The organism is Chryseobacterium carnipullorum (assembly GCF_003815695.1).
GTDB classification, from domain to species: Bacteria; Bacteroidota; Bacteroidia; order Flavobacteriales; family Weeksellaceae; genus Chryseobacterium; species Chryseobacterium carnipullorum.
Genome location: NZ_CP033920.1, coordinates 2,992,599 through 3,013,995, shown reverse-complemented (window position 1 = coordinate 3,013,995; position 21,397 = coordinate 2,992,599). Strand labels below are relative to the sequence as shown.

General features: G+C 36.9%; 24 protein-coding genes. 13 read left to right on the top strand and 11 right to left on the bottom strand.

The genetic code is table 11. The annotated features are described in order from the left end of the window. Positions 1 to 24: 24 nt before the first annotated feature. The 3 genes from EG346_RS13820 to EG346_RS13810 form a co-directional block, all read right to left on the bottom strand. Complete coding sequence (locus EG346_RS13820; RefSeq protein ID WP_123897702.1) at positions 25 to 765, bottom strand: hypothetical protein; 741 nt, start codon at positions 763 to 765, stop codon at positions 25 to 27. 442 nt (positions 766 to 1,207) lie between these two features. Then, positions 1,208 to 2,632: a phage tail-like protein gene (locus EG346_RS13815; RefSeq protein ID WP_123879294.1), complete on the bottom strand. Its 1,425-nt coding sequence runs from the start codon at positions 2,630 to 2,632 to the stop codon at positions 1,208 to 1,210. A gap of 243 nt (positions 2,633 to 2,875) precedes the next feature. Next, entirely contained in the window at positions 2,876 to 3,898 is a 1,023-nt protein-coding gene (locus EG346_RS13810; RefSeq protein WP_123879292.1) for a 3-oxoacyl-ACP synthase III family protein, read from the bottom strand. 73 nt (positions 3,899 to 3,971) lie between these two features. On the opposite strand from EG346_RS13810, the gene EG346_RS13805 reads away from it, so the two are divergent. From EG346_RS13805 to EG346_RS13775, 7 genes are all read left to right on the top strand, one after another. Then, on the top strand, positions 3,972 to 4,871 hold the full coding sequence (locus EG346_RS13805; protein WP_073332838.1) for a magnesium transporter CorA family protein: 900 nt from the start codon (positions 3,972 to 3,974) through the stop codon (positions 4,869 to 4,871). A 172-nt stretch (positions 4,872 to 5,043) separates the two neighbouring features. Continuing rightward, positions 5,044 to 6,630 carry a patatin-like phospholipase family protein gene (locus EG346_RS13800; RefSeq protein ID WP_123879290.1) on the top strand — a complete coding sequence of 529 codons (1,587 nt, stop codon included), beginning with the start codon at positions 5,044 to 5,046 and terminating at the stop codon, positions 6,628 to 6,630. 42 nt (positions 6,631 to 6,672) lie between these two features. Next, a complete protein-coding gene (locus EG346_RS13795) occupies positions 6,673 to 7,620 on the top strand; it encodes a hypothetical protein (protein WP_123879288.1) in 948 nt (315 codons plus the stop codon). 10 nt (positions 7,621 to 7,630) lie between these two features. Beyond that, positions 7,631 to 8,137: a DUF2199 domain-containing protein gene (locus EG346_RS13790; protein WP_123879286.1), complete on the top strand. Its 507-nt coding sequence runs from the start codon at positions 7,631 to 7,633 to the stop codon at positions 8,135 to 8,137. A gap of 2 nt (positions 8,138 to 8,139) precedes the next feature. Beyond that, on the top strand, positions 8,140 to 8,598 hold the full coding sequence (locus tag EG346_RS13785) for a hypothetical protein (RefSeq protein WP_123879284.1): 459 nt from the start codon (positions 8,140 to 8,142) through the stop codon (positions 8,596 to 8,598). An 11-nt stretch (positions 8,599 to 8,609) separates the two neighbouring features. Beyond that, positions 8,610 to 8,819 carry a hypothetical protein gene (locus tag EG346_RS13780; protein ID WP_123879282.1) on the top strand — a complete coding sequence of 70 codons (210 nt, stop codon included), beginning with the start codon at positions 8,610 to 8,612 and terminating at the stop codon, positions 8,817 to 8,819. Beyond that, positions 8,816 to 8,995 carry a hypothetical protein gene (locus EG346_RS13775; protein ID WP_123879279.1) on the top strand — a complete coding sequence of 60 codons (180 nt, stop codon included), beginning with the start codon at positions 8,816 to 8,818 and terminating at the stop codon, positions 8,993 to 8,995. The genes EG346_RS13780 and EG346_RS13775 overlap by 4 nt, the downstream gene beginning before the upstream one ends. A gap of 85 nt (positions 8,996 to 9,080) precedes the next feature. Here EG346_RS13775 and EG346_RS13770 read toward each other — a convergent pair whose 3' ends face one another. Beyond that, a complete protein-coding gene (locus EG346_RS13770) occupies positions 9,081 to 9,611 on the bottom strand; it encodes an NAD(P)H-dependent oxidoreductase (protein ID WP_123879277.1) in 531 nt (176 codons plus the stop codon). 92 nt (positions 9,612 to 9,703) lie between these two features. Between EG346_RS13770 and EG346_RS13765 the strand changes: the two genes are divergently transcribed. From EG346_RS13765 to EG346_RS13755, 3 genes are all read left to right on the top strand, one after another. After that, on the top strand, positions 9,704 to 10,096 hold the full coding sequence (locus EG346_RS13765; RefSeq protein ID WP_123879274.1) for a winged helix-turn-helix transcriptional regulator: 393 nt from the start codon (positions 9,704 to 9,706) through the stop codon (positions 10,094 to 10,096). Positions 10,097 to 10,268: 172 nt separating this feature from the next. Further along, positions 10,269 to 10,715 (top strand): hypothetical protein, encoded by a 447-nt coding sequence (locus EG346_RS13760; protein WP_123879272.1) that lies wholly within the window; start codon positions 10,269 to 10,271, stop codon positions 10,713 to 10,715. Between the two features lie 43 nt (positions 10,716 to 10,758). After that, on the top strand, positions 10,759 to 11,268 hold the full coding sequence (locus tag EG346_RS13755; protein WP_123879270.1) for a hypothetical protein: 510 nt from the start codon (positions 10,759 to 10,761) through the stop codon (positions 11,266 to 11,268). Positions 11,269 to 11,311: 43 nt separating this feature from the next. Here EG346_RS13755 and EG346_RS13750 read toward each other — a convergent pair whose 3' ends face one another. Together EG346_RS13750 and EG346_RS13745 are read right to left on the bottom strand one after the other, a co-directional pair. Next, the gene (locus EG346_RS13750) at positions 11,312 to 11,863 is read right to left on the bottom strand and encodes a DNA-3-methyladenine glycosylase I (protein WP_123879268.1); all 552 of its coding nucleotides are present in this window, start codon (positions 11,861 to 11,863) and stop codon (positions 11,312 to 11,314) included. Further along, entirely contained in the window at positions 11,860 to 12,180 is a 321-nt protein-coding gene (locus tag EG346_RS13745; RefSeq protein WP_123879266.1) for a nucleoside triphosphate pyrophosphohydrolase family protein, read from the bottom strand. Before EG346_RS13745 ends, EG346_RS13750 begins: the two co-directional genes overlap by 4 nt. A gap of 152 nt (positions 12,181 to 12,332) precedes the next feature. On the opposite strand from EG346_RS13745, the gene EG346_RS13740 reads away from it, so the two are divergent. Genes EG346_RS13740 through EG346_RS13730 form a run of 3 tightly spaced genes read left to right on the top strand, consistent with a single transcriptional unit; the run spans position 12,333 to position 14,716 of the window. Then, a complete protein-coding gene (locus EG346_RS13740) occupies positions 12,333 to 13,247 on the top strand; it encodes an alpha/beta hydrolase (protein ID WP_123879264.1) in 915 nt (304 codons plus the stop codon). A gap of 17 nt (positions 13,248 to 13,264) precedes the next feature. Further along, positions 13,265 to 13,648 (top strand): hypothetical protein, encoded by a 384-nt coding sequence (locus EG346_RS13735; protein ID WP_123879262.1) that lies wholly within the window; start codon positions 13,265 to 13,267, stop codon positions 13,646 to 13,648. A gap of 54 nt (positions 13,649 to 13,702) precedes the next feature. After that, positions 13,703 to 14,716: a TQO small subunit DoxD gene (locus EG346_RS13730; RefSeq protein WP_123879260.1), complete on the top strand. Its 1,014-nt coding sequence runs from the start codon at positions 13,703 to 13,705 to the stop codon at positions 14,714 to 14,716. A 228-nt stretch (positions 14,717 to 14,944) separates the two neighbouring features. On the opposite strand, the gene EG346_RS13725 is transcribed toward EG346_RS13730, so the two are convergent. The 5 genes from EG346_RS13725 to EG346_RS13705 all read right to left on the bottom strand — a co-directional run bounded on the left by EG346_RS13725 (position 14,945) and on the right by EG346_RS13705 (position 21,280). Then, entirely contained in the window at positions 14,945 to 16,519 is a 1,575-nt protein-coding gene (locus EG346_RS13725; RefSeq protein ID WP_073332876.1) for a DHA2 family efflux MFS transporter permease subunit, read from the bottom strand. Positions 16,520 to 16,667: 148 nt separating this feature from the next. Beyond that, entirely contained in the window at positions 16,668 to 17,771 is a 1,104-nt protein-coding gene (locus tag EG346_RS13720; RefSeq protein WP_073332879.1) for an HlyD family secretion protein, read from the bottom strand. Between the two features lie 15 nt (positions 17,772 to 17,786). Further along, on the bottom strand, positions 17,787 to 19,106 hold the full coding sequence (locus EG346_RS13715; RefSeq protein WP_123879257.1) for a TolC family protein: 1,320 nt from the start codon (positions 19,104 to 19,106) through the stop codon (positions 17,787 to 17,789). Then, positions 19,090 to 19,716: a TetR/AcrR family transcriptional regulator gene (locus tag EG346_RS13710; RefSeq protein WP_073332884.1), complete on the bottom strand. Its 627-nt coding sequence runs from the start codon at positions 19,714 to 19,716 to the stop codon at positions 19,090 to 19,092. The genes EG346_RS13715 and EG346_RS13710 overlap by 17 nt, the downstream gene beginning before the upstream one ends. A gap of 445 nt (positions 19,717 to 20,161) precedes the next feature. Beyond that, positions 20,162 to 21,280 (bottom strand): DNA polymerase III subunit, encoded by a 1,119-nt coding sequence (locus tag EG346_RS13705; RefSeq protein WP_123879255.1) that lies wholly within the window; start codon positions 21,278 to 21,280, stop codon positions 20,162 to 20,164. Positions 21,281 to 21,397 lie beyond the last annotated feature (117 nt).

Below are 21,397 nucleotides of genomic sequence, written 5' to 3'. Positions count from 1 at the left end.
CTTTTGTTAAAACTCTGTTATCTGTTACTTTAAACGTTTAACAGACATCTGAGTAATGGGTCCGGACCCTGTAGATCCGGTACTGATATACTTCACGACGGTAGTATTAACGGTATTGGCAATCCTAAATGAATACGTGTTGGAAGCGGCCATCGGAATGGAGGTAAGCAATGTATAGGTCTGCAAACTTCCTGTGGGAGCAGTAAAGTAATCATTAACTCTTGCTACCCATTTACTTGTGGTATCATTCCAGATCCCTATGACGGGACTCGTTCCATTATCGGTAGATATTTGTGCGTTGATATGTACCTGATAGACTCCATCTGCTGATACCGTAAATGAATTGGCAGTCCCAGTTCCGGAATAGCGATTTTCGTTATCGATAATCTCGTTAGTCAGGTTTCCGATAGGATCAGTTGTATTGATTGGGCTGATTTTCGAATAATCAGCAGTGAGCTGTACCACTATTTCCTGTGCAACTATAAATTGCCCGTTCACGACAATCACTGTTCCGGTAGCATTGGGAACGCCAGCAAGGTTTCCCCAGGTAGGTGCTACACCGGGACCATTGGATTTTAAAACCTGTCCTGCTATTCCTGCACTCCCGGAAGTTTTAGCGTCTCCCCCTATATTTAATTCATTGGTGATCTGTAGTGAACCATTAACATGAAGATTCTTTTGTGGTGTTGGGGTACTAATTCCTACTTGGGAATAGGCGAACACAGGAAGTACTAATACTCCTAAAATTAAATTTTTTTTCATCATTGTGTTTTTATTTGATCAATCACCTATACGGATCAAGACTGTGCTAATATTTTCAAAAAGAAGACCAAACTGTATCGATTTTTTTCTATAAAAAATACAACAAACTCATTTGCAATAGTTTAATAATAAAATAAATACATTATCAATCTTTCATTGTAAATTTCAACCTCTGTATCTTCATAGAATGGCTGCAGGCTATAAAATTCAGGTCAGATTCTTATCAGAAAACAGGCTATATATGCCATTATCATGTATGCAGTACAAAAGTATTAAAAATAACCTATCCCTAACTATACATAAAAGAACTTAAAATATCAGTAATCACAGGAGAAATATTTGCATTTTAGTAATAAAAGCCATTAAAGTAAAAAAATGAAATCCGCACACTGTAGGCTGCGGATTTCATTTACTTAAATATAAAAAATGAATTATTTACTATTTTTTAGTTATTATACACCAACACCTGCATTTTGGTAAGCATGGCTTCTGTATCACCGTTATATCCAGCATATGTGTTAGGATCAACATTAACAGTAGCACTTCCAGACCAAGCAGAATACTGTATTTTAAAGGTATAGGTACCGGCGGGAAGTGTAACAGATTTTAAAAATGTTACGGGAATTGGGATATCTTGCAATCCACCTCCTCCAGCAGGACCGTACTTAGCGGCATAGGCAGAAGAAATTTTAACATTGTTCTGAAGAAGATTAAATGTTCCCTGCGAAGTGATACCATTAGGAAACTGGGTAGCATATCCTAATACAGTAAATAAGAAAGTCTGGGTTTTTCCGGCAGGAACCGTCAACGTAATGGTTACTCCCGGAACATCCGCAGTAGTACCTGAAGCAACCGTTAAAGCTGTTGTTCCCTGTACATAATTGGCTGAAGCAATAGTTCCGCTTACCGTATTCAAAGATTGCCATGAGGGTGCTGCACCTGCCCCGGAAGAGGTAAGGACCTGCCCTGTAGTGCCTGCAGAACCAGCGGCTGTAGCACTTCCGCCTACGTTAATCTCATTCACAACCTGCAAAGATCCGTTGACATGCAAGCTTTTCTGCGGGGTTATCGTTCTTATTCCTACAGCTCCACTATTAATGTTAGTTAAATACATAAGCTCATTAAGAGGTTTTCCTACACTAAATGAAAGATATCGATTTCCTAGTCCACTGATTGTTCCTGTAGAAACATCCCCAAAATTAATACGGGCGACAGATCCCGGGTCTGCAGTGGAAGCAGTTCTCATATTAATTCCAAAATTATCGATTCGGTTGCCATAAGAAAAACCGTCCTGACCTATGTTAATATCAAATGCATCATTTGTAGCAGCAACTGTTACAGCAGCATTCAGAAACTGGCTTCCTTCTACATGTAGTTTTTTTGTAGGCGCATTGGATCCAATTCCTATTCTGCCATTGGCACCATCTACAGATAGAGTGCTGTTGGCTACAGAAAAACCATTAACAATACCTGATGCAAAAGCTAATGTATTAGCTCCCTGAGTTACCGTTCTGTTACCTGTAAGAGTCCCATTTGTATTATAAATATTGAGTGGTGGACTTATTTTCACCCAGTTGGAACCATTATAATAGTAATACCCTACTGCATCAATATTTACAGCAGTTCCCGCTTGTGTACCGGTAGCAATGCTGTTTACATACACCAAAGTAGATGTCGGAACCCCTGTCATACTTTGAGCTCTTTGTCTGTCAACTCTTGGAATCAGCATACCATCAACATTGGTGGTAGTACCTGTAGGATCTTTAGCGATTACATCTAAGGTTGCAGAAGGCATAACGGTATTGATACCAACTTGTGCATAACCCAGTAAGGGAAAGAAAAAAATCACTGGTAATAAATTAATTTTCATTTTGTTAAAATTTAAAGTTAATATTTTTAAAATCAAAAAATTACAATACTTTATAGTATAAATTTAATGAAAAAAAAGCAAAACATTTAAATTATTTTCTTTTTATCAAATTAATTTAAAGACTATCCACAGGAAATCGATATTTATCTACTATTAATGGTATTTTCAGATAGGTTCTATTTCATAAAAAAAGAGACTGTCTAAAAAATAGTCAGTCTCTTTCGTTTATTTTAAGTCAGAATTCTAATATTGAAACAATACACTTCCCCATGTAAATCCGCTTCCAAAAGCTGAAAGAAGCACCAAATCTCCTCTCTTTATTTTCCCTTCTTCAATTGCTTCGCTTAAAGCGATAGGAATAGAGGCAGCGGTTGTATTTCCGTATTTCTGAATATTATTATGAATCTTCTCATCAGGAAGTCCGAATTTCTGCTGTACAAACTGGGCAATTCTAAGATTGGCCTGGTGAGGAATGAACATATCCAGATCTTCGATGGTTTTTCCGGCTTTATCCAAGGCTTCCTGCATTGTTTCCGGGAATCTTGTTACCGCGTGTTTGAATACAAAGTTTCCATTCATGATTGGATAAACCTCTTTATTGGTCACATTTTCAGGTTCTTTTCTCATCCTGTCACTCCATCCGAATTTAGAACCCGGGAACTGCGTACACAATTCATCTGCATATTTACCTTCAGAATGCATATTTACGGCTAAAATATCTCCCGTATGTTCATCCTCGGTTGCTGACAGTATGATGGCTCCTGCGCCATCTCCAAAAATCACAGAAACCCCTCTTCCTTCATCAGAAAAATCAAGTCCGAAGGAATGGATCTCCGCTCCTACAACAAGAATATTTTTATAGGTTCCTGATTTGATAAAAGCATTGGCAACGCTCATGGCATAAACAAATCCTGAACACTGATTTCTTACATCCAAAGCACCAATAGTGTCACACCCCAGCATATCCTGAAGTAAAACACCACAACCCGGAAAATAATAGTCCGGAGAAAGGGTGGCAAAAACAATATAATCTATATCTTTTGCGGTGAGTCCCGCTTTTTCGAGCGCTTTTTCAGAAGCTTTGAATGCCAGGTAAGCCGTCGTTTCCTGAGAGTCATTTCTGTTTTGTCTGTGTCTTCTTTCTTTGATGCCCGTTCTTTCCGTAATCCATTCGTCATTGGTGGTCATCAGCTTCGCTAAATCATCATTCGTAACAACATGATCTGGAACATAAAATCCTATTCCTTTTATTGTACTTTTAATCATATAGTTTTTTTAATTTTGGCAAAGATAAAATTATTTAATCCATAGTTTTTCAAAATAGTAGTATTTTTATTATATGCCAATCGATACGATATACAGAGACTCCCAATGTGAATGGGTAGATGTAGAGGCTCCCACTGCGGAGGACCTGAAATTTCTTCACGAAAGATATGAGATCAACAACCTTCTTCTGGATGATACCATGGATCCAAACCACCTTCCGAAATATGAAGAGGATGGCAACGTAAAGTTTTTCCTGCTCCGGGAAAGTACTGAACTGGAACGAAAAAACCTCAACACCATAAGTGATATCAGCACGAAGATTGGAATCTTTCTTGTCGATCATACGATCATTACCATCCACCGGATGAAAACGAAAAGTATTTTGGAGACGAAGAAACAGATTTCTGCCATGCAAACGGAAGTTCCTTCTCCTAAAATTGCTTTAATGATTGCGCTCCTGATCATGAAAAGTTTTGATGATGAATCATTAAGTCTTCTGGAAACAATGGATAATATTGAAAACGAAATCTTCCTTAAAAACACCAATCATACGAACCAGATCAGAAGATTGTACAAACTGAAAAGAAAATCGGGACTGAATTCAAGGGTACTGACTATTTCAACAGATGCGGTGGATAAGTTTAAACTGTTGAATCTTCAGGATTCAGAGATCGTGGATTTAAAAGATAAACATAAAGATGTTGTTGCGGATTTTGATCATTTAAATATTCAGATTACCAACCTTATTTCAATGTTTCTGGCGCTTTCAGACCAAAAAGCCAACCAGGTTATGAAAGTTTTGGCTATTTACTCGGTGTATTTCTTACCGATTACCTTTATTGCCGGGCTTTATGGAATGAATTTCGACAATATGCCGGAGCTTCATCACAAATACGGATATTTTATAACGGTCGGTGTTATGGCTGTAGTCGTGATCTGCACCTTTATTTATGCGAGACGTAAGCAGTGGTAATGGCCTAAGAAAAAAAGGACGAAATACCTAAGTTGTTATAAAAGATTTGTTGCTAACTTTAAATCAAATTTGAGATTCATTCTCAAGGTTCGTAATGAGTTTAGCAGCAGAGTAATAATTAAAAAACTTGGCGCTTTTGCTTTTGACCGACAGCACCAACAACAAACTGCCCATGAAAACTGACATTCTAAACAAAATTCTTGAGGAAAATGTACTTTCCGACGAGTCCAAAGAGAAACTCAGTGCTTTGCATGAAAATATTTCGTCCAGGGAGTTTTCTGATTTACTGGATGCGCAGGGAAATCAATATGTAGAGTTTGTTCAGGAAGGAGGCGGTGTCTGGGGAAGTGCTCTTGTAGGGTATCTTTACGGTTTGGAAGTCTTCGGAGTTCGTTTTCTTAAAGTGGCAGGAACCAGTGCCGGCGCCATTAATACGATGCTTATTGCAGCCTGCAAAACCAAAGAGGAGGCTAAAAGTGAAGTAATCAAAGATATCCTGTTCAGCTGGAATTTCGCCGATTTCATGGATGGAAAAACCTATGTGAAAACTACGATTCATGCAATTCTGAACAATAAGAATTTTTTTAAAATCAATGCGATTATTTTGGCGGTCATCATGGTCATTCTGGTCATTATCCCTTTCGTAGCCAGACCGGAAACCACGCTTAATGCTAAACTGCTTTTTCTGATTCCTTTAATTCCGGTCATTATTTCCTTTTTCTGCATTAAAAAGTTTTACAATGATTTCAAAAGGCAGAACAGCGGATTCAATCCGGGAAATGCTTTTTTAGAGACCATGCAAAGTGTTTTGGACGGTTTCGGGATCAAAACGGTGGCTCAGCTTAATGAAAAATTTATCCAGAAGGAACATGATCTTCATCTCAATTACCGCTACGGGAATACGGGAGAATATTATACCATTGCCCTAAAAAGTATTGAAGCGATTAAAGCTAAAAATCTGGAACATATCGACCAGACCCGCTACAGAATTTTCTATGAAAGTGCGGTGAACAATGATTATTACAAAAACAATCCGTTTTACCAGCTTCGTTCGGAATACATCGTCATTACGACCGATATTAATGCTAAAATCAAAGTAGAGCTTCCTACAATGGCTAATTTATACTGGTCTGAGGAAGAACTGAAACACGCCAGTCCAGCCGAATTTGTAAGAGCGTCGATGTCTGTCCCCTTCTTTTTTGAACCTTTCCGGAAAATGATCAATAAGGATGACAGCTCGGTAAAATATGCATGGAAATTCTGGATGAACACAAAACCGGAAGACATCTATCCTTCCGGACTTTTCATTGATGGCGGAAGTATTTCCAATTTTCCGATCGATATTTTTCATGCCAGCGACGTATTTTATCCAAGAATGCCTCTTTTTGGAGTACAACTCACCAGCGACTCTGATATCCTGTCTGAAAAAGGAAAAACCAATGAAGAAATTCTTAAAACTCCTTTTTCTTATGCGGGAAATATCATCAGTACCTTAAAAGGTTTTAATGATAAATCATTTTTAACGAAACATAGCTTTTATCGCCTTTACAGTATTCAGAGCGTTAATTGCGGAACGAGCAGCTGGTTGAATTTCTTTATGAAAAGAGAAGAAAAAGAGGATCTTTTCAACAGGGGATTCCAGGCCGCCCTGGATTTCCTGAACCAATTCGACTGGGAAAAATATAAATATGAACGGATGATGCTTTCAATGAAGGAGAAAAAGATCCTGAAAGAAGCGGACACGCCGACGGTGGGATAAGGAATTTTGAGTATTTTAGATTTAATTTTTATTTAGACAAAAATGAATGTTTTAAAACATATTTCGCTAATTTTAATCATTTTCGCTGGTCATACAACAGCTCAGACTCCTGACCGTTTTAGGTCTCAGATCCTTTCAGAAGATGAAATGCTGATCACAACAGGAAGAGCTATACAATTAATTCAAGAAAATAAACCAACGGAATTCAAAAATTTATTTGCCCCTGATATCAGAAAAACTATTTCAGACAGTCAAATAATGCAACTCACAGAGCAGCTTAATTCACTTTTTAAAAATGAAAAAATACCGACGGACAAAAGAGATATTCTTCCCTCTTTGCAAGTCACAGGGAATAGTAAGGATACTCTCTTTGTCAATAACATCAATTATAATTTTAAGTCATCACAGACTTTAATTTTCAGTTTTCTAAAAAAATACGGAACGAAAGAGCTGGCTGGGATTCATTTAAAAAAACAGCCGTTAAATACAGGAAATCACAGACCGAACCTCAAACAAATTGAGGACTTCAAATTTAACGTTGATGACATTACCTGGTTCAGAATTTATTACGATGAAGGACCCAATAAAGTGACAAAATTTAAAAACGAAACGGGTTACTTTGCTGTTCAGGGGGATGCTGAAAAATTCGAAAAATCCGGAATAAAACCTATTTTAAAAAATATATTTTCTGATCTTGCCCAATCAAAATATGAGTCAGCAGACATCTTCAATGACTCTTTAAAACGTGGCGAAGATCCTAAATTTATCCAAATTGAATTTTCTTTAAAAGGAAAACCCTATTTAATCTCTTTATATCTCCCCCTTCTTGATCATCAAAACTATTCGGGCAAAATTGTATTAATGGAAAAAGAATATCAAAATTTAGGATATCAGTTTATATTAAATCAAAATGATTATTTAGGTGTGGTAAAGGAATTTCCTAAAATTTTGGATTTAAAACTAGACAATTTTTACGAAGATAAACCTTAAATCAATTGATATGAAATACATTTGTGAATGCTGTGGAGAAGAAAAAGAGGACTGGCCTGCTCTGGCGTACCCTTTCCCTCTTTTCTATTCAAATTTATCTGAAGAAGAACAGAAAAATGCTGAACTCACTTCAGACCTCTGTATTGTGGAAAATCCAGAATATGCACACTATTTCATTCGTGCTGTCATGGTTCAGCAAGTGGCAAACAGCTGTCAGGATGTGGAATACGGAATCTGGGTGTCATTGAGTGAAAAAAGCTTTAATGAATATGTCGAAAATTATGACAATAAAGAATTTGAAACTGAATATTTCGGTTGGTTATCGAATTATCTTCCGGACTACGATTTTGAAGAAAGCATTCCAACCACTGTTGTTGTAAATAATAGTGTGGGACGTCCTTTTGTATTTCCTCATCAAAGCCTTGATCATCCTTTCGTACATGATTTTTATAATGGGATTTCGCAGGAAGAGGCTGAGAGGAGAATGGATGTCGTTTTGAAGAATAGCAACACCTAGAAATGAACTGGATCATAAGAAGCACAAAAATTGTAGAATTCCACACAAACCTCCACAAAGTTTTAAAACCAATTTGGGATAACCTCATTGATTATGATTGGGTTTTAGCAGATTTAGATTTTATGTCAGATAATGAAATCCCCATTAACTTTGAAAGAGATTATTTTATTCTTAAAAGAGAAGAATTTGATGTTATTTATCAATCCCGTACTCAAATGATTTGGGGCGTTATTTCTGCTATTCCCAAAAACACTCAATTAGATCCTGGTTTTATTTCAAATTTATCTGCAGAAGATGAAAAGGTATGGAAAGTAGACCAATATTTAATTAAGGAATCATATGTTGAAATTATAGCCATTGACAGCAGCTATACCATCATCAAATTTAAAGATGAAAAGCTTTCAGATAAGTTTAAGGAATATTTTCAAGATCAAGCTATAGATTTACAAGCATTTAACTAAAAACATATTCCATGAAATCAGGATCCATCCATAAATACCTTTTGTTTACAGGAATTTTGTTTATTATACAATCCTGTCATTCCGAAACATTTGATTCTGCCCAGTGGATTCCTATAGAATCAGGACTCTATGACGGACACCGCAAGAAAATGCTTGATGATCTGATGGAAAATGTCCTTACCTTTGAACACGGAAATCATAAAGGAACAAAGAAAAGGTGATCAATCTCATCGGAAAACCTAACGAAATTGATACAGTAGACGGATCTGAAATTTACTATATTGAAGAAAAAATAGGCATGATTGATCCTAATGGTTATATCAATCTGCATTTAACTTATAAAGCCGATTCGACATTAATCAGTTGGAAAATTGAAAATGTAGATTATAAAGAATAACAAAGATAAACGTGAGTGGATTTATAAAAGAAAGAAAATCCGAAAAGTAAGAACGATCATATCAATAGACATGACCGTTATCTGTTTACAGTGAATCCAAAAACTCCAGGTACATCGGAACACTCCTTTCAATCCATTCCTCAGAAGGATCATTTTCTATTCCATAATAAACAAAAGGCTCTTTATAATCTGCTTTGATATAGTCAAAAGTCAGTTCATAAGGACGAAAAAGCTCGTTCATGGTATATTTGTATTTTCCTGATGCACGGTATCCTTCTTCATCAATTCCAGCGGTGACCGCCAGTGATATTTTTTTCCCTCCTGCTTTGTATCCGCTCTTACTTCCATAAGCCCAACCGTAAAGAAGTACCTCATCAAACCATTTCTTCAAAAGTGGCGGACTGCTGAACCAGTAGAACGGAAACTGAAAGACAATGGTGTCATAAGATTCTATTAACTGCTGTTCTTTCGCAACGTCTATTTTTTCATCTGGATAGACTTCGTATAAGGAATGAACTTTATATTTTTCAGGATGTTTATTTAATTCTTCGATCCATCTTTTATTGATCACCGATTTTTCGATATCGGGGTGAATAACTATGATTAATGTTTTCATTTTCGTTTACATTTCTTCAGCAAAAATAATAGATGTAACTTACAGTTCAGATGTTAGTGCCCAATTGTATGGTACTATAAAAAATGTAAGTAATGACTAAGATAAAAGAAACATCAACCAATTTTGCCAATAAAAAGGCGCTTTCAGACGAATGTCCTGAAATCTACGCATCCAATACGATTGGCGGACAATGGGCACTCGCGATCTGCTGTTACCTGATCAATGGAAAACTACGATTTGGAGAGCTTAGAAAGAAGCTGACCAATATCACAGAACGTATGCTCACCCTGCAACTTCGAAGGCTGGAAGAAGACCGGATCATTACCAGAACGGTCTATGCCGAAGTTCCGCCCCGTGTGGAATATGAACTCACAGAAATTGGTTACAAACTTAAACCTATCATTCTGGAATTTGAAAAATGGGGAATAGAGCATAAGGCAATTATGACTCAAAAACAGGAAATTTCCGAACTAAAAAAATCATAGAAATCACACCACAGTAATTCTCTGAAATTCCCTGTACTATATAGAATATCGTGAACTCAACCTCAATTCCCCTCCCACGGAGGGGTGGCAGATCAAAGATCTGACGGGGTGGTCAATAAGAAACAAACACATTAAGTTTTCACCAAATAAACAAACATAAAACATCATATTCATGGTTACACTAGATTTTCTGAAAACCATTTTATTTTCCCATGCTTCGAGGAATAATCCCCGTGCCAATTATTTCTATGAATTTGATATCGTGGTCTTTGATCATTCAACAGATGCGTCAGATTTCATGAGAACCTATTTTGCGTTAAAAGACAATAAAGAACTGGCTGTAAGATCAATAACTGAATTTGAATTCAGGGAAATCATCTACACATGGTTCTTTGGCCGCGAACGTTCAAAGAACAGCAATCGGGATCCTTCAGAAAATTTAGAAGAAGTGAACAGTTTTTATTGTTCTTTGAAAGAGTTTACCAAAGAAAACAGGATTTTTCATTTTCAAAATGTTAATAAGGGCCGTTATGAATATCAGTTGGGTATAGCTTTTGATTATCTCTACATTGAAGGCGAGGAAAATAATTTTCTCATTTACTTTAATGCACAGGACTAATATTTTGTAAATTTAATCTCTCTTAACCATCAAAAACTATCCTATGAAAAACTTAGCATTTTTATTCAGTTTGTCCATGTTTCTTTTATTCGGAGTTCATGCAAACGCACAAAAAATTTCGGACGGCCAAACCATTGAAGTCAATGGAATGAGTGTTACTTTTAATATTTTAAACAAAGAAAGTATTGAAGCAGGCGGAAAGCCCTATGACCGTTATAAGGTTTCAGCTTCTGTAAGAAATACCTCAGACAAAGCATACAACATCAGACTGTCTTCTTACCCCCAGATCGTGAGTAATATCGGACTTGTAGAACTGAACTGCATCAATGCAACCGGCGCCAAGCTGACTTCCAAAAAGATCGAACTAAAAATGAAAGCACAGATGATCAACGTGACCTACTCTGCTTACGATAAATCCGGGAAATTCACTAATGGAATTATTCCTGTAACGGGAAGTTATTATTTTGATCCGGGAGATACGATCAGCGACAATGCTATTTTTATCGTTCCGCAAGGACAGGCTCCTGATGTTACCGTGAGAAGTTTAAAATAATTGAAACTATAAAATTGAAATGCAAACCTCCAGATTGGAGGTTTTATCCTTTTTCCCACATGGGTTTATGTTTCAAAACTTCTTTATATACCGGACAGCTTTCGTCATGGCATCCCTTTAAAAATCCAATGCTCATCAGAAATTCATTGACAATTTCTCCACCTGTAAATTTGAATGTTTTTTTGAATATCTTCATCCATTCCTGTAATGTTTTCGGATGATGATGTTCCAGCCATTTTTCGAATGAACCATACTCTTTTTGGAGTTCGATGATGGTTTTAGCGTTTTCTATCGCGGCATTTACTTTTAATTTATTTCTGATTATTCCGGGATCACCCAAAAGACGTTCACGGTCTTCTTCCGTGTAAGCTGCTACTTTTTGAATATTAAAATGATCATACGCTTGTCTGAAACTTTCTTCTTTCTTTAAAATCGTTTCCCAGCTCAGACCTGCCTGATTAATCTCCATAATCAATCTTCCGAACAATTCATGATCATCATGAATCGGAAATCCGTAATGATGATCGTGGTAATTTTTGTGAAGTTCTTTTCTGCTTTCCGGCTGCATTCCTGCTATGGCTGAACAATAACTCATTGTAATATATTTTCTGTTTTCGTTAAAAATTTTCCTAAAGCATCTTTGATATCAATTCCGGTCCGGTCTGCCAAGATCATCAGCCACCAGATATTTTCGCCCATTTTATGTTCAAGTTCTTCTCTGGAGTTTGATTTTGTCCATGTTTTTTCATGTGACATTATATTTCGTCCCAGTAAACCTGCATCCGTAAGATAAGCTAAGGCATCCTGTTCTAAAGTCCACTCTTTAACGTTCTGTTGAATTTCCAGCTGATGATACTTTTCTCTGATCTCCAGAGAGCGTCTGATCATTTCATCCAGATGATTTTGATCCATAATTTTTGTTGTTTTAATTGCCGAACTGAAATACTTGAAACGATAAAGATAATGCAGGATTGTGACAACTGTTAGTCAGTAGCATTTATTTTTTTATTTTTATGATCTGTAGTTTTCCGGAATAGCATAATTTAGAGATCTTAAAATAATCTATGAAACCTTTTCTAGCCTTCTTTTTTGCTCTGATATTCATTTCCTTTAATGCCCAGAAGATCTATTCAAAAGCATATGGAAATCCAAAAGATGCTCCTGTGATTTTCATTCATGGCGGACCCAGCGGAAATGCTACATTATTTGAAGGAACTACAGCCCAAAAACTTGCGGATAAAGGGTTTTACGTTATTGTATACGACAGACGCGGAGAAGGAAGATCCAAAGATGAAAATGCTTCCATGACTTTTAAAGAAAGTTTTAATGACCTCAACCAAATCTATGCAGAATATGGTATTAAGAAGGCCAATATTTTAGCCCACAGTTTTGGAGGAATTATCGGAACTTTATTTACCAGACAATTTCCTGAAAAAGTAAGTTCACTAACTCTTGCAGGCGCTTTATTTTCCCAGCAGGAAACGTATGACCATATTTTAAAGCAGGCTAAAGAGAAATTCAGAAATGATCCTTCAAAACTTAATGAAATCCATGAGATCGAAAAATTAAGCAAGAACTCTGCTGCTTACCGAAAAAGATGCTATGAAACAGCCAGCGAAATGAGTTTCTTTTTGATGCCCTCTCCGACTCCTGAAAGCAGGCAATTGAGAAAAGAATATGAAGCAGGTGAATTTTATTCCACAAACTTCAGAAATGCCGAATCACCACTGAAATTTTATAGAAACGAAACTCAAAACAATCTTAACAATATCTCTGTTCTGAAAGAAATAAAAAAAAGAGGAATTCCTATTTTTGCCGTCTATGGAAAAGATGATGGAATATTCTCCACAAAACAGCTTAATGACATGAAGAAGATAGCCGGAAAAAATCATTTTAAACTTATCGACAATTGTTCGCATTATCTTTTCGTGGACCAACAGAATGAATTTTTACAATTCTTGGTTGAAAATCTAAAATAAAATGTAGTTTTGCAGCAATGCAGGCACTCCAAATCCATATGAAAAACTACAGAGCATTCTTCATGATGCTTATTCTTTCGTTTTCATTATCGCCGTGTTCTGTAAAAAGAGATCTTCTTAGTATTCTTGACATTCAGTATATCAGTGGTTTAAATAAAGTAAAAACTACAATTGGTGAGGCATCTGTTTGTGATCTGTCAACCGAAAGTTCTTCAAACAAAGGTTCTGTATCTAAAAACAGTCTGAAATCAAAGGAAAATAAGTACTTTACGGCTTTAGATGCTGCAATATATTCCCAAAAAGGGAAAGTAATCTCCCAAAATAAGTATTCCGGGCAATCTACCGGAAACAGTCCGCCGAAATATATCTTATTTAAAAGATTGAAATTGGATCTGATCTAGATTATATCTTAATCACATTGTCTACAAACAGTCTTTTAATTCAATACAATTTCAATGAAACATACTTCAGACAGCCGGTCTTATGACCTGGCCGGACTTTATACATTATCACTCCGTCTGGTAATCGGATGGACTTACTTTTCAGCTTTCTGGCGCAGGCTAGTCCTCGAAAACAAACTTATTCCCGATGAAGCCGGATATATTGGTGAAAAATTCAATCATTTCCTGCCCAATGCTCTGGGAATAAAACCGATTATCGAGTACCTGGTCACTCACCCCGATGCTTTAGAAACTTCAATGATTACGTTTACCCTCATTGAGGCTATTGTAGGACTCTTCATTATACTGGGGCTTTTTACCCGACTGATGAGCATAGGAATTTTCGGTCTTGCGATGGGAATTCTACTGGGTTCCGGCTGGATCGGAACCACGTGTCTTGATGAATGGCAAATTGGTGTTTTAGGAATTGCAGGTGGATTTGTTTTGTTCCTTACCGGCAGCGGAAATTTTTCTCTGGATCATTATTTTATTAAGAAAAATAAAAAATTCACTCACAAAAAATGGTTTCTATGGCTCGGATCGGGTGTTCTTCCTTTGCCCAATCCAAAAATCCTTGTACTGGCAGGTTCTGTGTTTATTTTCGGACTTACATTGTACACCAATCAATATTTCCATGGCGGAGTCTGGGGAACACTGCACAATAAGTCTGTAAAACCTAAGATTGAAATTTCCAATGTGTTGCTTACTCAATCGGATCTGACATTTGAAGTATACAGGACGCAGGGTGCAGATGTCTACGGTTCTTTCCTGATTGGCATTGATCTTCTGGACAAGAACGGGACGATTTTAAAATCATTGGACATCAGGGACCTTTCAAAATTTCCGAAAGAAAATATCCGGAATCATTATGTGGCTAAAGTAAAACCTGGAAAACACAGTTTGATTATTCCGCTTGGAGCAAAGGCTGATCTGACCGTGAGTCTTAATGATATTCGGATGAAGGGAGAAGTTCATACGATCAAACTTACTGACATCAGTGGGATTGAATGGACAGCAGAAATAAAATAATAATTTAAACCCTTAAGAATCTTTAAGTGATTAAGAATATTAAGTTGCAGATGCTTTGACTTCGCTCATTATAACATTGCTGATTCTAATATTAAATTTTCACAATTGTAAAGGTCACGCTGAAAGCTTAAAAGTATCTTAGCTTAATGAAAAGATCTGGCTTTATATACAAGTATTGGTCATAAAAAAACCTCCGGAATTTTCGGAGGTTTTGTATTAATTTAAAATTTAATGTACACCACTTAAATCTATTTTTTCTTTGCTTTTTCGTTCTTTTACCAATAAGATAAACGGAATACAAATTAAGAAGGCAATTCCCAAGTACAGGAAAACATCCATATAAGATAATACTGTTGCCTGCTTGGTAACGGTAAGATCCATCATTTTATAAGCTGCATTCATTGCTGCATCGGGAGTCATCCCTTTCGCCATAAAGCTTGCTTTTAATCCATTCAATCTTTGCTGGACATCAAAATCATTGGAATCCAAATGAGAAATCAAATTGACCCGGTATTTCTGGCTTGCATTGGCTATAAATGTGGTGATGGCTGCAATCCCGAAAGATCCTCCCAACTGTCTCATCATCCCTGTAAATGCGGCGCCCTGGCCAATTTCCTGACCTTTCAATGTGCTTAATGACAATGAGGTGATAGGAATAAATAACAACCCTAATCCGGCTCCTCTTACCATCAACATCCAGAAGAATGCATCTTTACCGGTGTCCGGAGTTAGAATTTTATATCCCCAGAAACTATAAACGAAGAAGGTAAATAATCCTAAAGATACCAGGATCTGCTGTTTTACTCCTTTTGAAAGCAACTTCCCAATAATAGGCATCATGAAAGCGGTTGTTAATGCCGCGGGAATCATTAATGCTCCGGATTCTAAGGCCGTCCACCCTAAAATACTCTGGGTATACAACGGAACGATAAACGTAGAACCATATAAACCAAATCCTAATACAAAGGACATGACCGTTCCAATCCTTAAATTACTGTTTTTCAAAACCCTTAGCTCCACAATCGGATACTTGAAAGTAAGTTCTCTCCAGAGGAATAATATAAATCCTAAAACTGCAGTTACTGTAAACAGTACAATCCATTCACTGGCAAACCAGTCTTCTTCATGTCCTCTTTCTAAGATATACTGTAACGAACCTACGGTAACTGCCAGCAGAGCGATTCCTAACCAGTCTACATCTGAAGCTTTTCGTTTCTCAGCATATTTCGGACTCTTGATGAATTGTAATGTCATTAAAGTGGCCGCAATACCGATAGGAATATTAATATAGAAAATATAAGGCCAACTAAAATTATCTACGATATACCCTCCTAATGGCGGACCCAATGTAGGACCAATAATTACTCCCAAACCATAAATGGCCTGAGCCATACTTCTTTTTTCAACAGGATATGATTCCGTGATGATGGTTTGCGATGTTACCAGTAAAGCTCCACCTCCAATTCCCTGACACAGTCTGAAAAATACCAGCTCCCAGATATTATCTGCATTACCGCATAAAAAAGAAAATACAGTAAAAATGATAATAGACGCTGCAAAGTAATTTCTTCGTCCGAACTGTTGGGAAAGCCAGCTTGTCATTGGTACAATAATGACGTTACCAATGGCATATGCGGTAATCACCCATCCTACTTCAGAAAGTGTGGAACCCAGGTTACCTTTCATCTCGTTCAGGGCAACGTTCACAATCGTGGAATCCACAATTTCCAGCAAAGCACAAAGAATAGCTGTGATCGTAATGATCACTCTTCGGGCTCCATATTCTACTAATGAATCTTGCATAGTTTTTTATAGTACAATGTATTTTGTAAAATGTACAAGGTAATCTACCTTAATAATTTATATCAGAGATTCTTCTTTAGTTATGCAGATTAAAATCAGATCAATCGCAATACATTTTACATTATACTCTGTACATTTTACATTTGAATTATTTAAGCGAAACTTCAGCTTTCACATTCATTCCTGTTCTCAGTTTTTTAGCAACGTTCGGATCCAGTTTTACAAAGTCTATTTTAACAGGAAGCCTTTGTACTACTTTTACGAAGTTACCACTTGCATTGTCCGGAGGAAGAATAGAGAATGTAGACCCTGTAGCCGGAGAGAATGAACTTACCACTCCGTCAAATTCTCTGTCAGGGAAAGCATCAATCTCGATTTTCACTTTCTGACCTTCCACCATTTTATCAACCTGAGTTTCTTTAAAGTTGGCGATCACCCATTTCTGGTCGTTCTTCACCAAACTGAACAGCTGAGATCCAGCCTGTAAGTATTGTCCTGCCTGGATAGGAACTTTTCCAACAAATCCGTCTTCAGGAGCAAGGATAATGGTATAAGAAAGATTAAGTCTTGCATTTTCCACATCCACTTCTCTCTGTTTAGCAACTGAACCTGCAACGCTGATCTGCTGAGAGCTTGCAGCAGTCTGGGAAGAAGCTACTTTCGTTTGCTGAGCAATCTGATTTCTCTGATCTACTAAAACCTGTAACTGTCTGTCGGCAGATTGTTTTGCAGCCAAAGCCTGCTCATATTGTTGTTCTGTAATAGAATGATCTTTTACCAGAATAGAATATCTTTTCAAATCCTGATTGGTCTTCCAAACATTTACTTTTGCGGCTTCTATCTGAGCATTAGCCGTTGTTACCGCTGCTTCTGAAGTATTGATACTCTTAGAGGTTGCTGTTGTACTTGCCTGTGCATTTGAAATATTGCTTTTTGCTGTCGTTAAAGCCGCTTCTGCCTGTACCAAAGCCATTTTTTGATCTCGGTTATCCAGGATAACCAGAGTATCCCCTTTTTTTACAAACTGATTATCTTTTACTTTGATCTGCGTTACATACCCTGAAACTCGTGAGATGACAGGACTCATGTTGGAAGCAATCTGAGCATCATCAGTTTCTTCGTGAACCTGTCCGTAAGAATATGTTCTGTAACCGTAAATTCCTCCCACCACAACGACAACCGCTAAAATGATTGGGAAAACTAAACTTTTTTTCTTTTTAGGTTCAATTTCTGGTGTATTATTATTTTCCATTTTTGGGTCTTAATCTTATTTAATTGTTAAAGTTCCTGTAGTTTGTAATAGTTTTCTGTAAGCCAATGCTGCATCTGCTTTTGCATTGATGACTCCCACATTGGAAGAAATCTGAGCGGCATCTGCATCTAAAAGTTCGGTCATGGTAGCCAAACCGTTATCATATTTATTTTTTGTAATTCTGTAGTTTTCATTAGCCTGTTCAGCCGCTTTTTCGTACACTGCGATTCTCTTTTTTGAGTAATCTGTGTTCTGATATTCTCTGTTGACGTCTAGCTTAATGTTGTCATTCAGTAATTCATCCGTTGCTGCCAATTGCCTTTCTCTGGCCTGAGACTGCTTCAATGAAGAGTTTTCTTTCCAGATATTGGATAAATTATAAGAAATTCCAACTCCAACATTTACCGCATTGTAAATGGTAAGAAATTTAGGAATATCTGCCGCTACATAACCTCCAGTGAATGCAATGGAAGGAAGATTTTCGGCTTTTGCCGATTTTGATCCCAACTCAGCTGCTTTTCTTTGCTGTGCCAAAGCCTGTAAGTCTTTACGGTTTTCTCTGGCTTCATTTACATAGAAGTCAACTGCTTTTACATCAGAACCTTCGTCAATATAATTTTGATCCACTTCAATTTCGGTGTTATCAGGTAATCCTAATAAAAGATCCATATTGATGTTGGCAATATTGTAGTTGTTTTTGGCTTCCAACAATTGCAATTCTATATTTGATGTCTGAAGATTGGCCTTTAAACGATCATTTCTTGCGATAACTCCGTTGTTTTCCAGTTTAAGAAAAGTCTCGTCCCTTTTTTGGGAAGCAGTAAGATTTTCTTCCAATACTTTGATGGATTGGTTCGCCTTAAATAAATTATTATAAGCCTGAGCAACATTGTAAGCAATTGCTATTTTATCATTTTCCGTGCTTAATTTTGATGCTTCCACCAAATATTTGGCGGACTGAATACCATATTTGATTCTTCCGCCGCTGTAAATCGGAACACTTAAATTAACTGACCCGTAAGCCACCTGATGTACTGCAGGACTCCCCGCTCCTGCTCCAGAAACACCGGAAAGTTTCAGATCAATCGTAGGTTTAATAGGCAAGTACATATAACTTCCTGAAACTTTCAATTCCGGAAGTTGTCTGTTTTTGGCTTCCAAAAGATCTGCCGTAGCTTCTTCGATCTTAGCGGCATCGATCCTAAGGCTTTTACTGTTCTGGATTCCCAGCTGCACGGCTTCGTCGAGAGTGAGCTGTTTTTTCTCCTGAGCATTTATGGCTGCAATTCCCATAAAAAGGGATAATGCCAACACCGAGTTATTTATTCTCTTCATAACCTAAAAGGTCTTTTAGTAAGTATTTTATATGTTTATTAAGTTCTGTGTAATATTTTTCTTCAAAAACTTCATCGTCTTCCGTATCATTTAGAAACTCTTTGTACATCTCTTTGGCATTGGAGGCGTAAAATAAAGTTCCGCTTACCGTAGCATGAAGTAAATAGATAGGAGGATTTTTAGTGAAAATTCCTTTTTTCAAACCGCTTTCAAGAACCTGAGAGTACATCGAAATAAAACCCATCTTCGTTTGCTTAAGAAATTCCACGATCTGCGTATTTTCCGTGTAAAGCTGTTCCCGCTGCATGATCCTGTAAAAACATTTGTGATGCCTTACTCTTCCCGAAAACTGATCAACTATCTTTTCAATCTTCTGCCATTCATTAATATCCGTTCTTTCAAGAATATCTTTGGCAAAGAACTGACCTTCACTCATTCTGTATTCTACCAATTTTTCGTACAGCTTCTCTTTAGATCCGAAATAGTACGAAATCATAGAGATATTTACATTGGCAGCCTTTGAAATCTCCCGGGTGGAAGTTCCCTCAAAACCTTTTTCAGCAAAAAGCTTCTCGGCGGCAAATAAGATATTTTCTTCTTTTGAAACCATAGTATTCTATTTTTCAGAGCGCAAATGTACATAAGATTTTTAAAAAATCAAACGATTGATTGATTTTTTAATAGGCATTTAATATTCGCCAATATAAATAGCTGAAATTTAATAAATTGGAAATAAAATTTAATTTGATTTTTATTTAAAAAATATCCTAATTTGTATGAATAGTCGCTCCATTTACACTCTTCTTGCTTGAAATGTTCACCCTAAACCCTCTTTTCAAGGTAAAAATCGATCATTCTGCGTGGATTTTTGCTTATTGACAAAACAGAATTCTTGATAATATTCCGTTAATTAATAAAAGTAACACTGCGCAAATAAGCTTTGAAATAAAGAGAGAGGTACCGCTTCTATCTATAAAAATTAAAGTCCGGAATATCTCCAGACTTTTCATTGAATACGATCATTAAAAACTCATCAGCTTTATGGTCTGATTGAGTTATGAATTTTTGTGAATATATCGTGATAATTTTATACCCAGATCCGTCCAGACAATTTTAGGATTTCCGTTTCGCGTCAAATGAAGATCTGCTGTATTAATTTCTTCCAGAATACTTTCAATATTGGCACCACTTATAAATTTTGAAAATCCAGCCCAGTTGAATCCATCTGCATTAATTTTTTTATACACTAAATCTTCAGACTGATAGTTCTGCAGCAGAGCAAGCCTAAAGATCTCAGAGCAGTAGTTAAGGAAGTTCTTTTGCTTTTCCCGGTTCCATCCAGCAATTTCTCTGGCCCAGAATATGATACTTTTAAGGAACTGAGGCTTCTTTTTAACCATAAATGCATCACGCACCCATTGTACAAAAAGCTTTTCAAACTCGTCACTTTTGTGTCCGGAATTTAAAATCTTCAAGGCATCATTAAGGTCTCCCTGTGCTTCATGCACAATTTCCCTAATCTTTTCATCAGCCATTGAAAAGTTCTTTTTGAGATGATTTTCAAGATCCTCATCATGGATCCTTGGAATTTCTACAATCTGAGTTCTGGAAAGAATGGTAGGAAGAATATCATCAGCCGTTTCAGCCGTAAGCAGAATAAGTGTCTTTGCGGGAGGTTCTTCCAAAAATTTTAAAAATTTATTCGCCGCTGCAACATTCATTTTATCCGCTCTCCAGACGATCAGGATTTTGGTCCCGCCTTCAAAACTTTTCAGGGCAAACTTCTGATTCTGATCATCAATTTCATCAGCAGAAATAAAAAGCTGCTTGTTTTCAGATTCAAGAAAAGCAGTCCAGTCGTCATAGCTCGAATAGGGAGACGCCATGATCATTTCCCTGAATTCTTCAAATTTATTTTTGCTTAAAGAATTTTTATTATCAGTAAAAACCGGAAAACTGAAATGCAGATCTAAATGGTTCAGATGCTCTACTTTCGAAGCAGCGTGTTCATTTTCCAGGCGAAATACCTCTTTGGCATAAGCCAGTACCATAGGAAATGTCCCATAGCCCTCTTTCCCTAAAAAAAGCTGGGCATGGCTGACTCTGTTTTCAGCAATGCTTTCCCGAAGAAGTTTTTTCAGATTTTCATGTCCGGCAATGTTCTCCCAATTCATGTTCCAAAGATAAAAAAACTGGACAAGAATCTGAAGTTAAATTTTGGGAATAAATATGAATGATTGATTTTGGTGTGAGGTAAGAGTTTCGCGGAATGGGATACACAATTCGGGATA

Bases quoted from the DNA above. Each gene is read 5' to 3' on its own strand.
- EG346_RS13805 (WP_073332838.1), top strand. From the start codon at position 3,972: ATGCCAATCGATACGATATACAGAGACTCCCAATGTGAATGGGTAGAT.
- EG346_RS13755 (WP_123879270.1), top strand. From the start codon at position 10,759: ATGAAAAACTTAGCATTTTTATTCAGTTTGTCCATGTTTCTTTTATTC.
- EG346_RS13715 (WP_123879257.1), bottom strand. From the start codon at position 19,106: ATGAAGAGAATAAATAACTCGGTGTTGGCATTATCCCTTTTTATGGGA.
- EG346_RS13790 (WP_123879286.1), top strand. From the start codon at position 7,631: ATGAAATACATTTGTGAATGCTGTGGAGAAGAAAAAGAGGACTGGCCT.
- EG346_RS13820 (WP_123897702.1), bottom strand. From the start codon at position 765: ATGATGAAAAAAAATTTAATTTTAGGAGTATTAGTACTTCCTGTGTTC.
- EG346_RS13710 (WP_073332884.1), bottom strand. From the start codon at position 19,716: ATGGTTTCAAAAGAAGAAAATATCTTATTTGCCGCCGAGAAGCTTTTT.
- EG346_RS13745 (WP_123879266.1), bottom strand. From the start codon at position 12,180: ATGGATCAAAATCATCTGGATGAAATGATCAGACGCTCTCTGGAGATC.
- EG346_RS13785 (WP_123879284.1), top strand. From the start codon at position 8,140: ATGAACTGGATCATAAGAAGCACAAAAATTGTAGAATTCCACACAAAC.
- EG346_RS13765 (WP_123879274.1), top strand. From the start codon at position 9,704: ATGACTAAGATAAAAGAAACATCAACCAATTTTGCCAATAAAAAGGCG.
- EG346_RS13800 (WP_123879290.1), top strand. From the start codon at position 5,044: ATGAAAACTGACATTCTAAACAAAATTCTTGAGGAAAATGTACTTTCC.
- EG346_RS13720 (WP_073332879.1), bottom strand. From the start codon at position 17,771: ATGGAAAATAATAATACACCAGAAATTGAACCTAAAAAGAAAAAAAGT.
- EG346_RS13730 (WP_123879260.1), top strand. From the start codon at position 13,703: ATGAAACATACTTCAGACAGCCGGTCTTATGACCTGGCCGGACTTTAT.
- EG346_RS13725 (WP_073332876.1), bottom strand. From the start codon at position 16,519: ATGCAAGATTCATTAGTAGAATATGGAGCCCGAAGAGTGATCATTACG.
- EG346_RS13815 (WP_123879294.1), bottom strand. From the start codon at position 2,632: ATGAAAATTAATTTATTACCAGTGATTTTTTTCTTTCCCTTACTGGGT.
- EG346_RS13735 (WP_123879262.1), top strand. From the start codon at position 13,265: ATGCAGGCACTCCAAATCCATATGAAAAACTACAGAGCATTCTTCATG.
- EG346_RS13740 (WP_123879264.1), top strand. From the start codon at position 12,333: ATGAAACCTTTTCTAGCCTTCTTTTTTGCTCTGATATTCATTTCCTTT.
- EG346_RS13750 (WP_123879268.1), bottom strand. From the start codon at position 11,863: ATGAGTTATTGTTCAGCCATAGCAGGAATGCAGCCGGAAAGCAGAAAA.
- EG346_RS13780 (WP_123879282.1), top strand. From the start codon at position 8,610: ATGAAATCAGGATCCATCCATAAATACCTTTTGTTTACAGGAATTTTG.
- EG346_RS13705 (WP_123879255.1), bottom strand. From the start codon at position 21,280: ATGAATTGGGAGAACATTGCCGGACATGAAAATCTGAAAAAACTTCTT.
- EG346_RS13810 (WP_123879292.1), bottom strand. From the start codon at position 3,898: ATGATTAAAAGTACAATAAAAGGAATAGGATTTTATGTTCCAGATCAT.
- EG346_RS13795 (WP_123879288.1), top strand. From the start codon at position 6,673: ATGAATGTTTTAAAACATATTTCGCTAATTTTAATCATTTTCGCTGGT.
- EG346_RS13770 (WP_123879277.1), bottom strand. From the start codon at position 9,611: ATGAAAACATTAATCATAGTTATTCACCCCGATATCGAAAAATCGGTG.
- EG346_RS13760 (WP_123879272.1), top strand. From the start codon at position 10,269: ATGGTTACACTAGATTTTCTGAAAACCATTTTATTTTCCCATGCTTCG.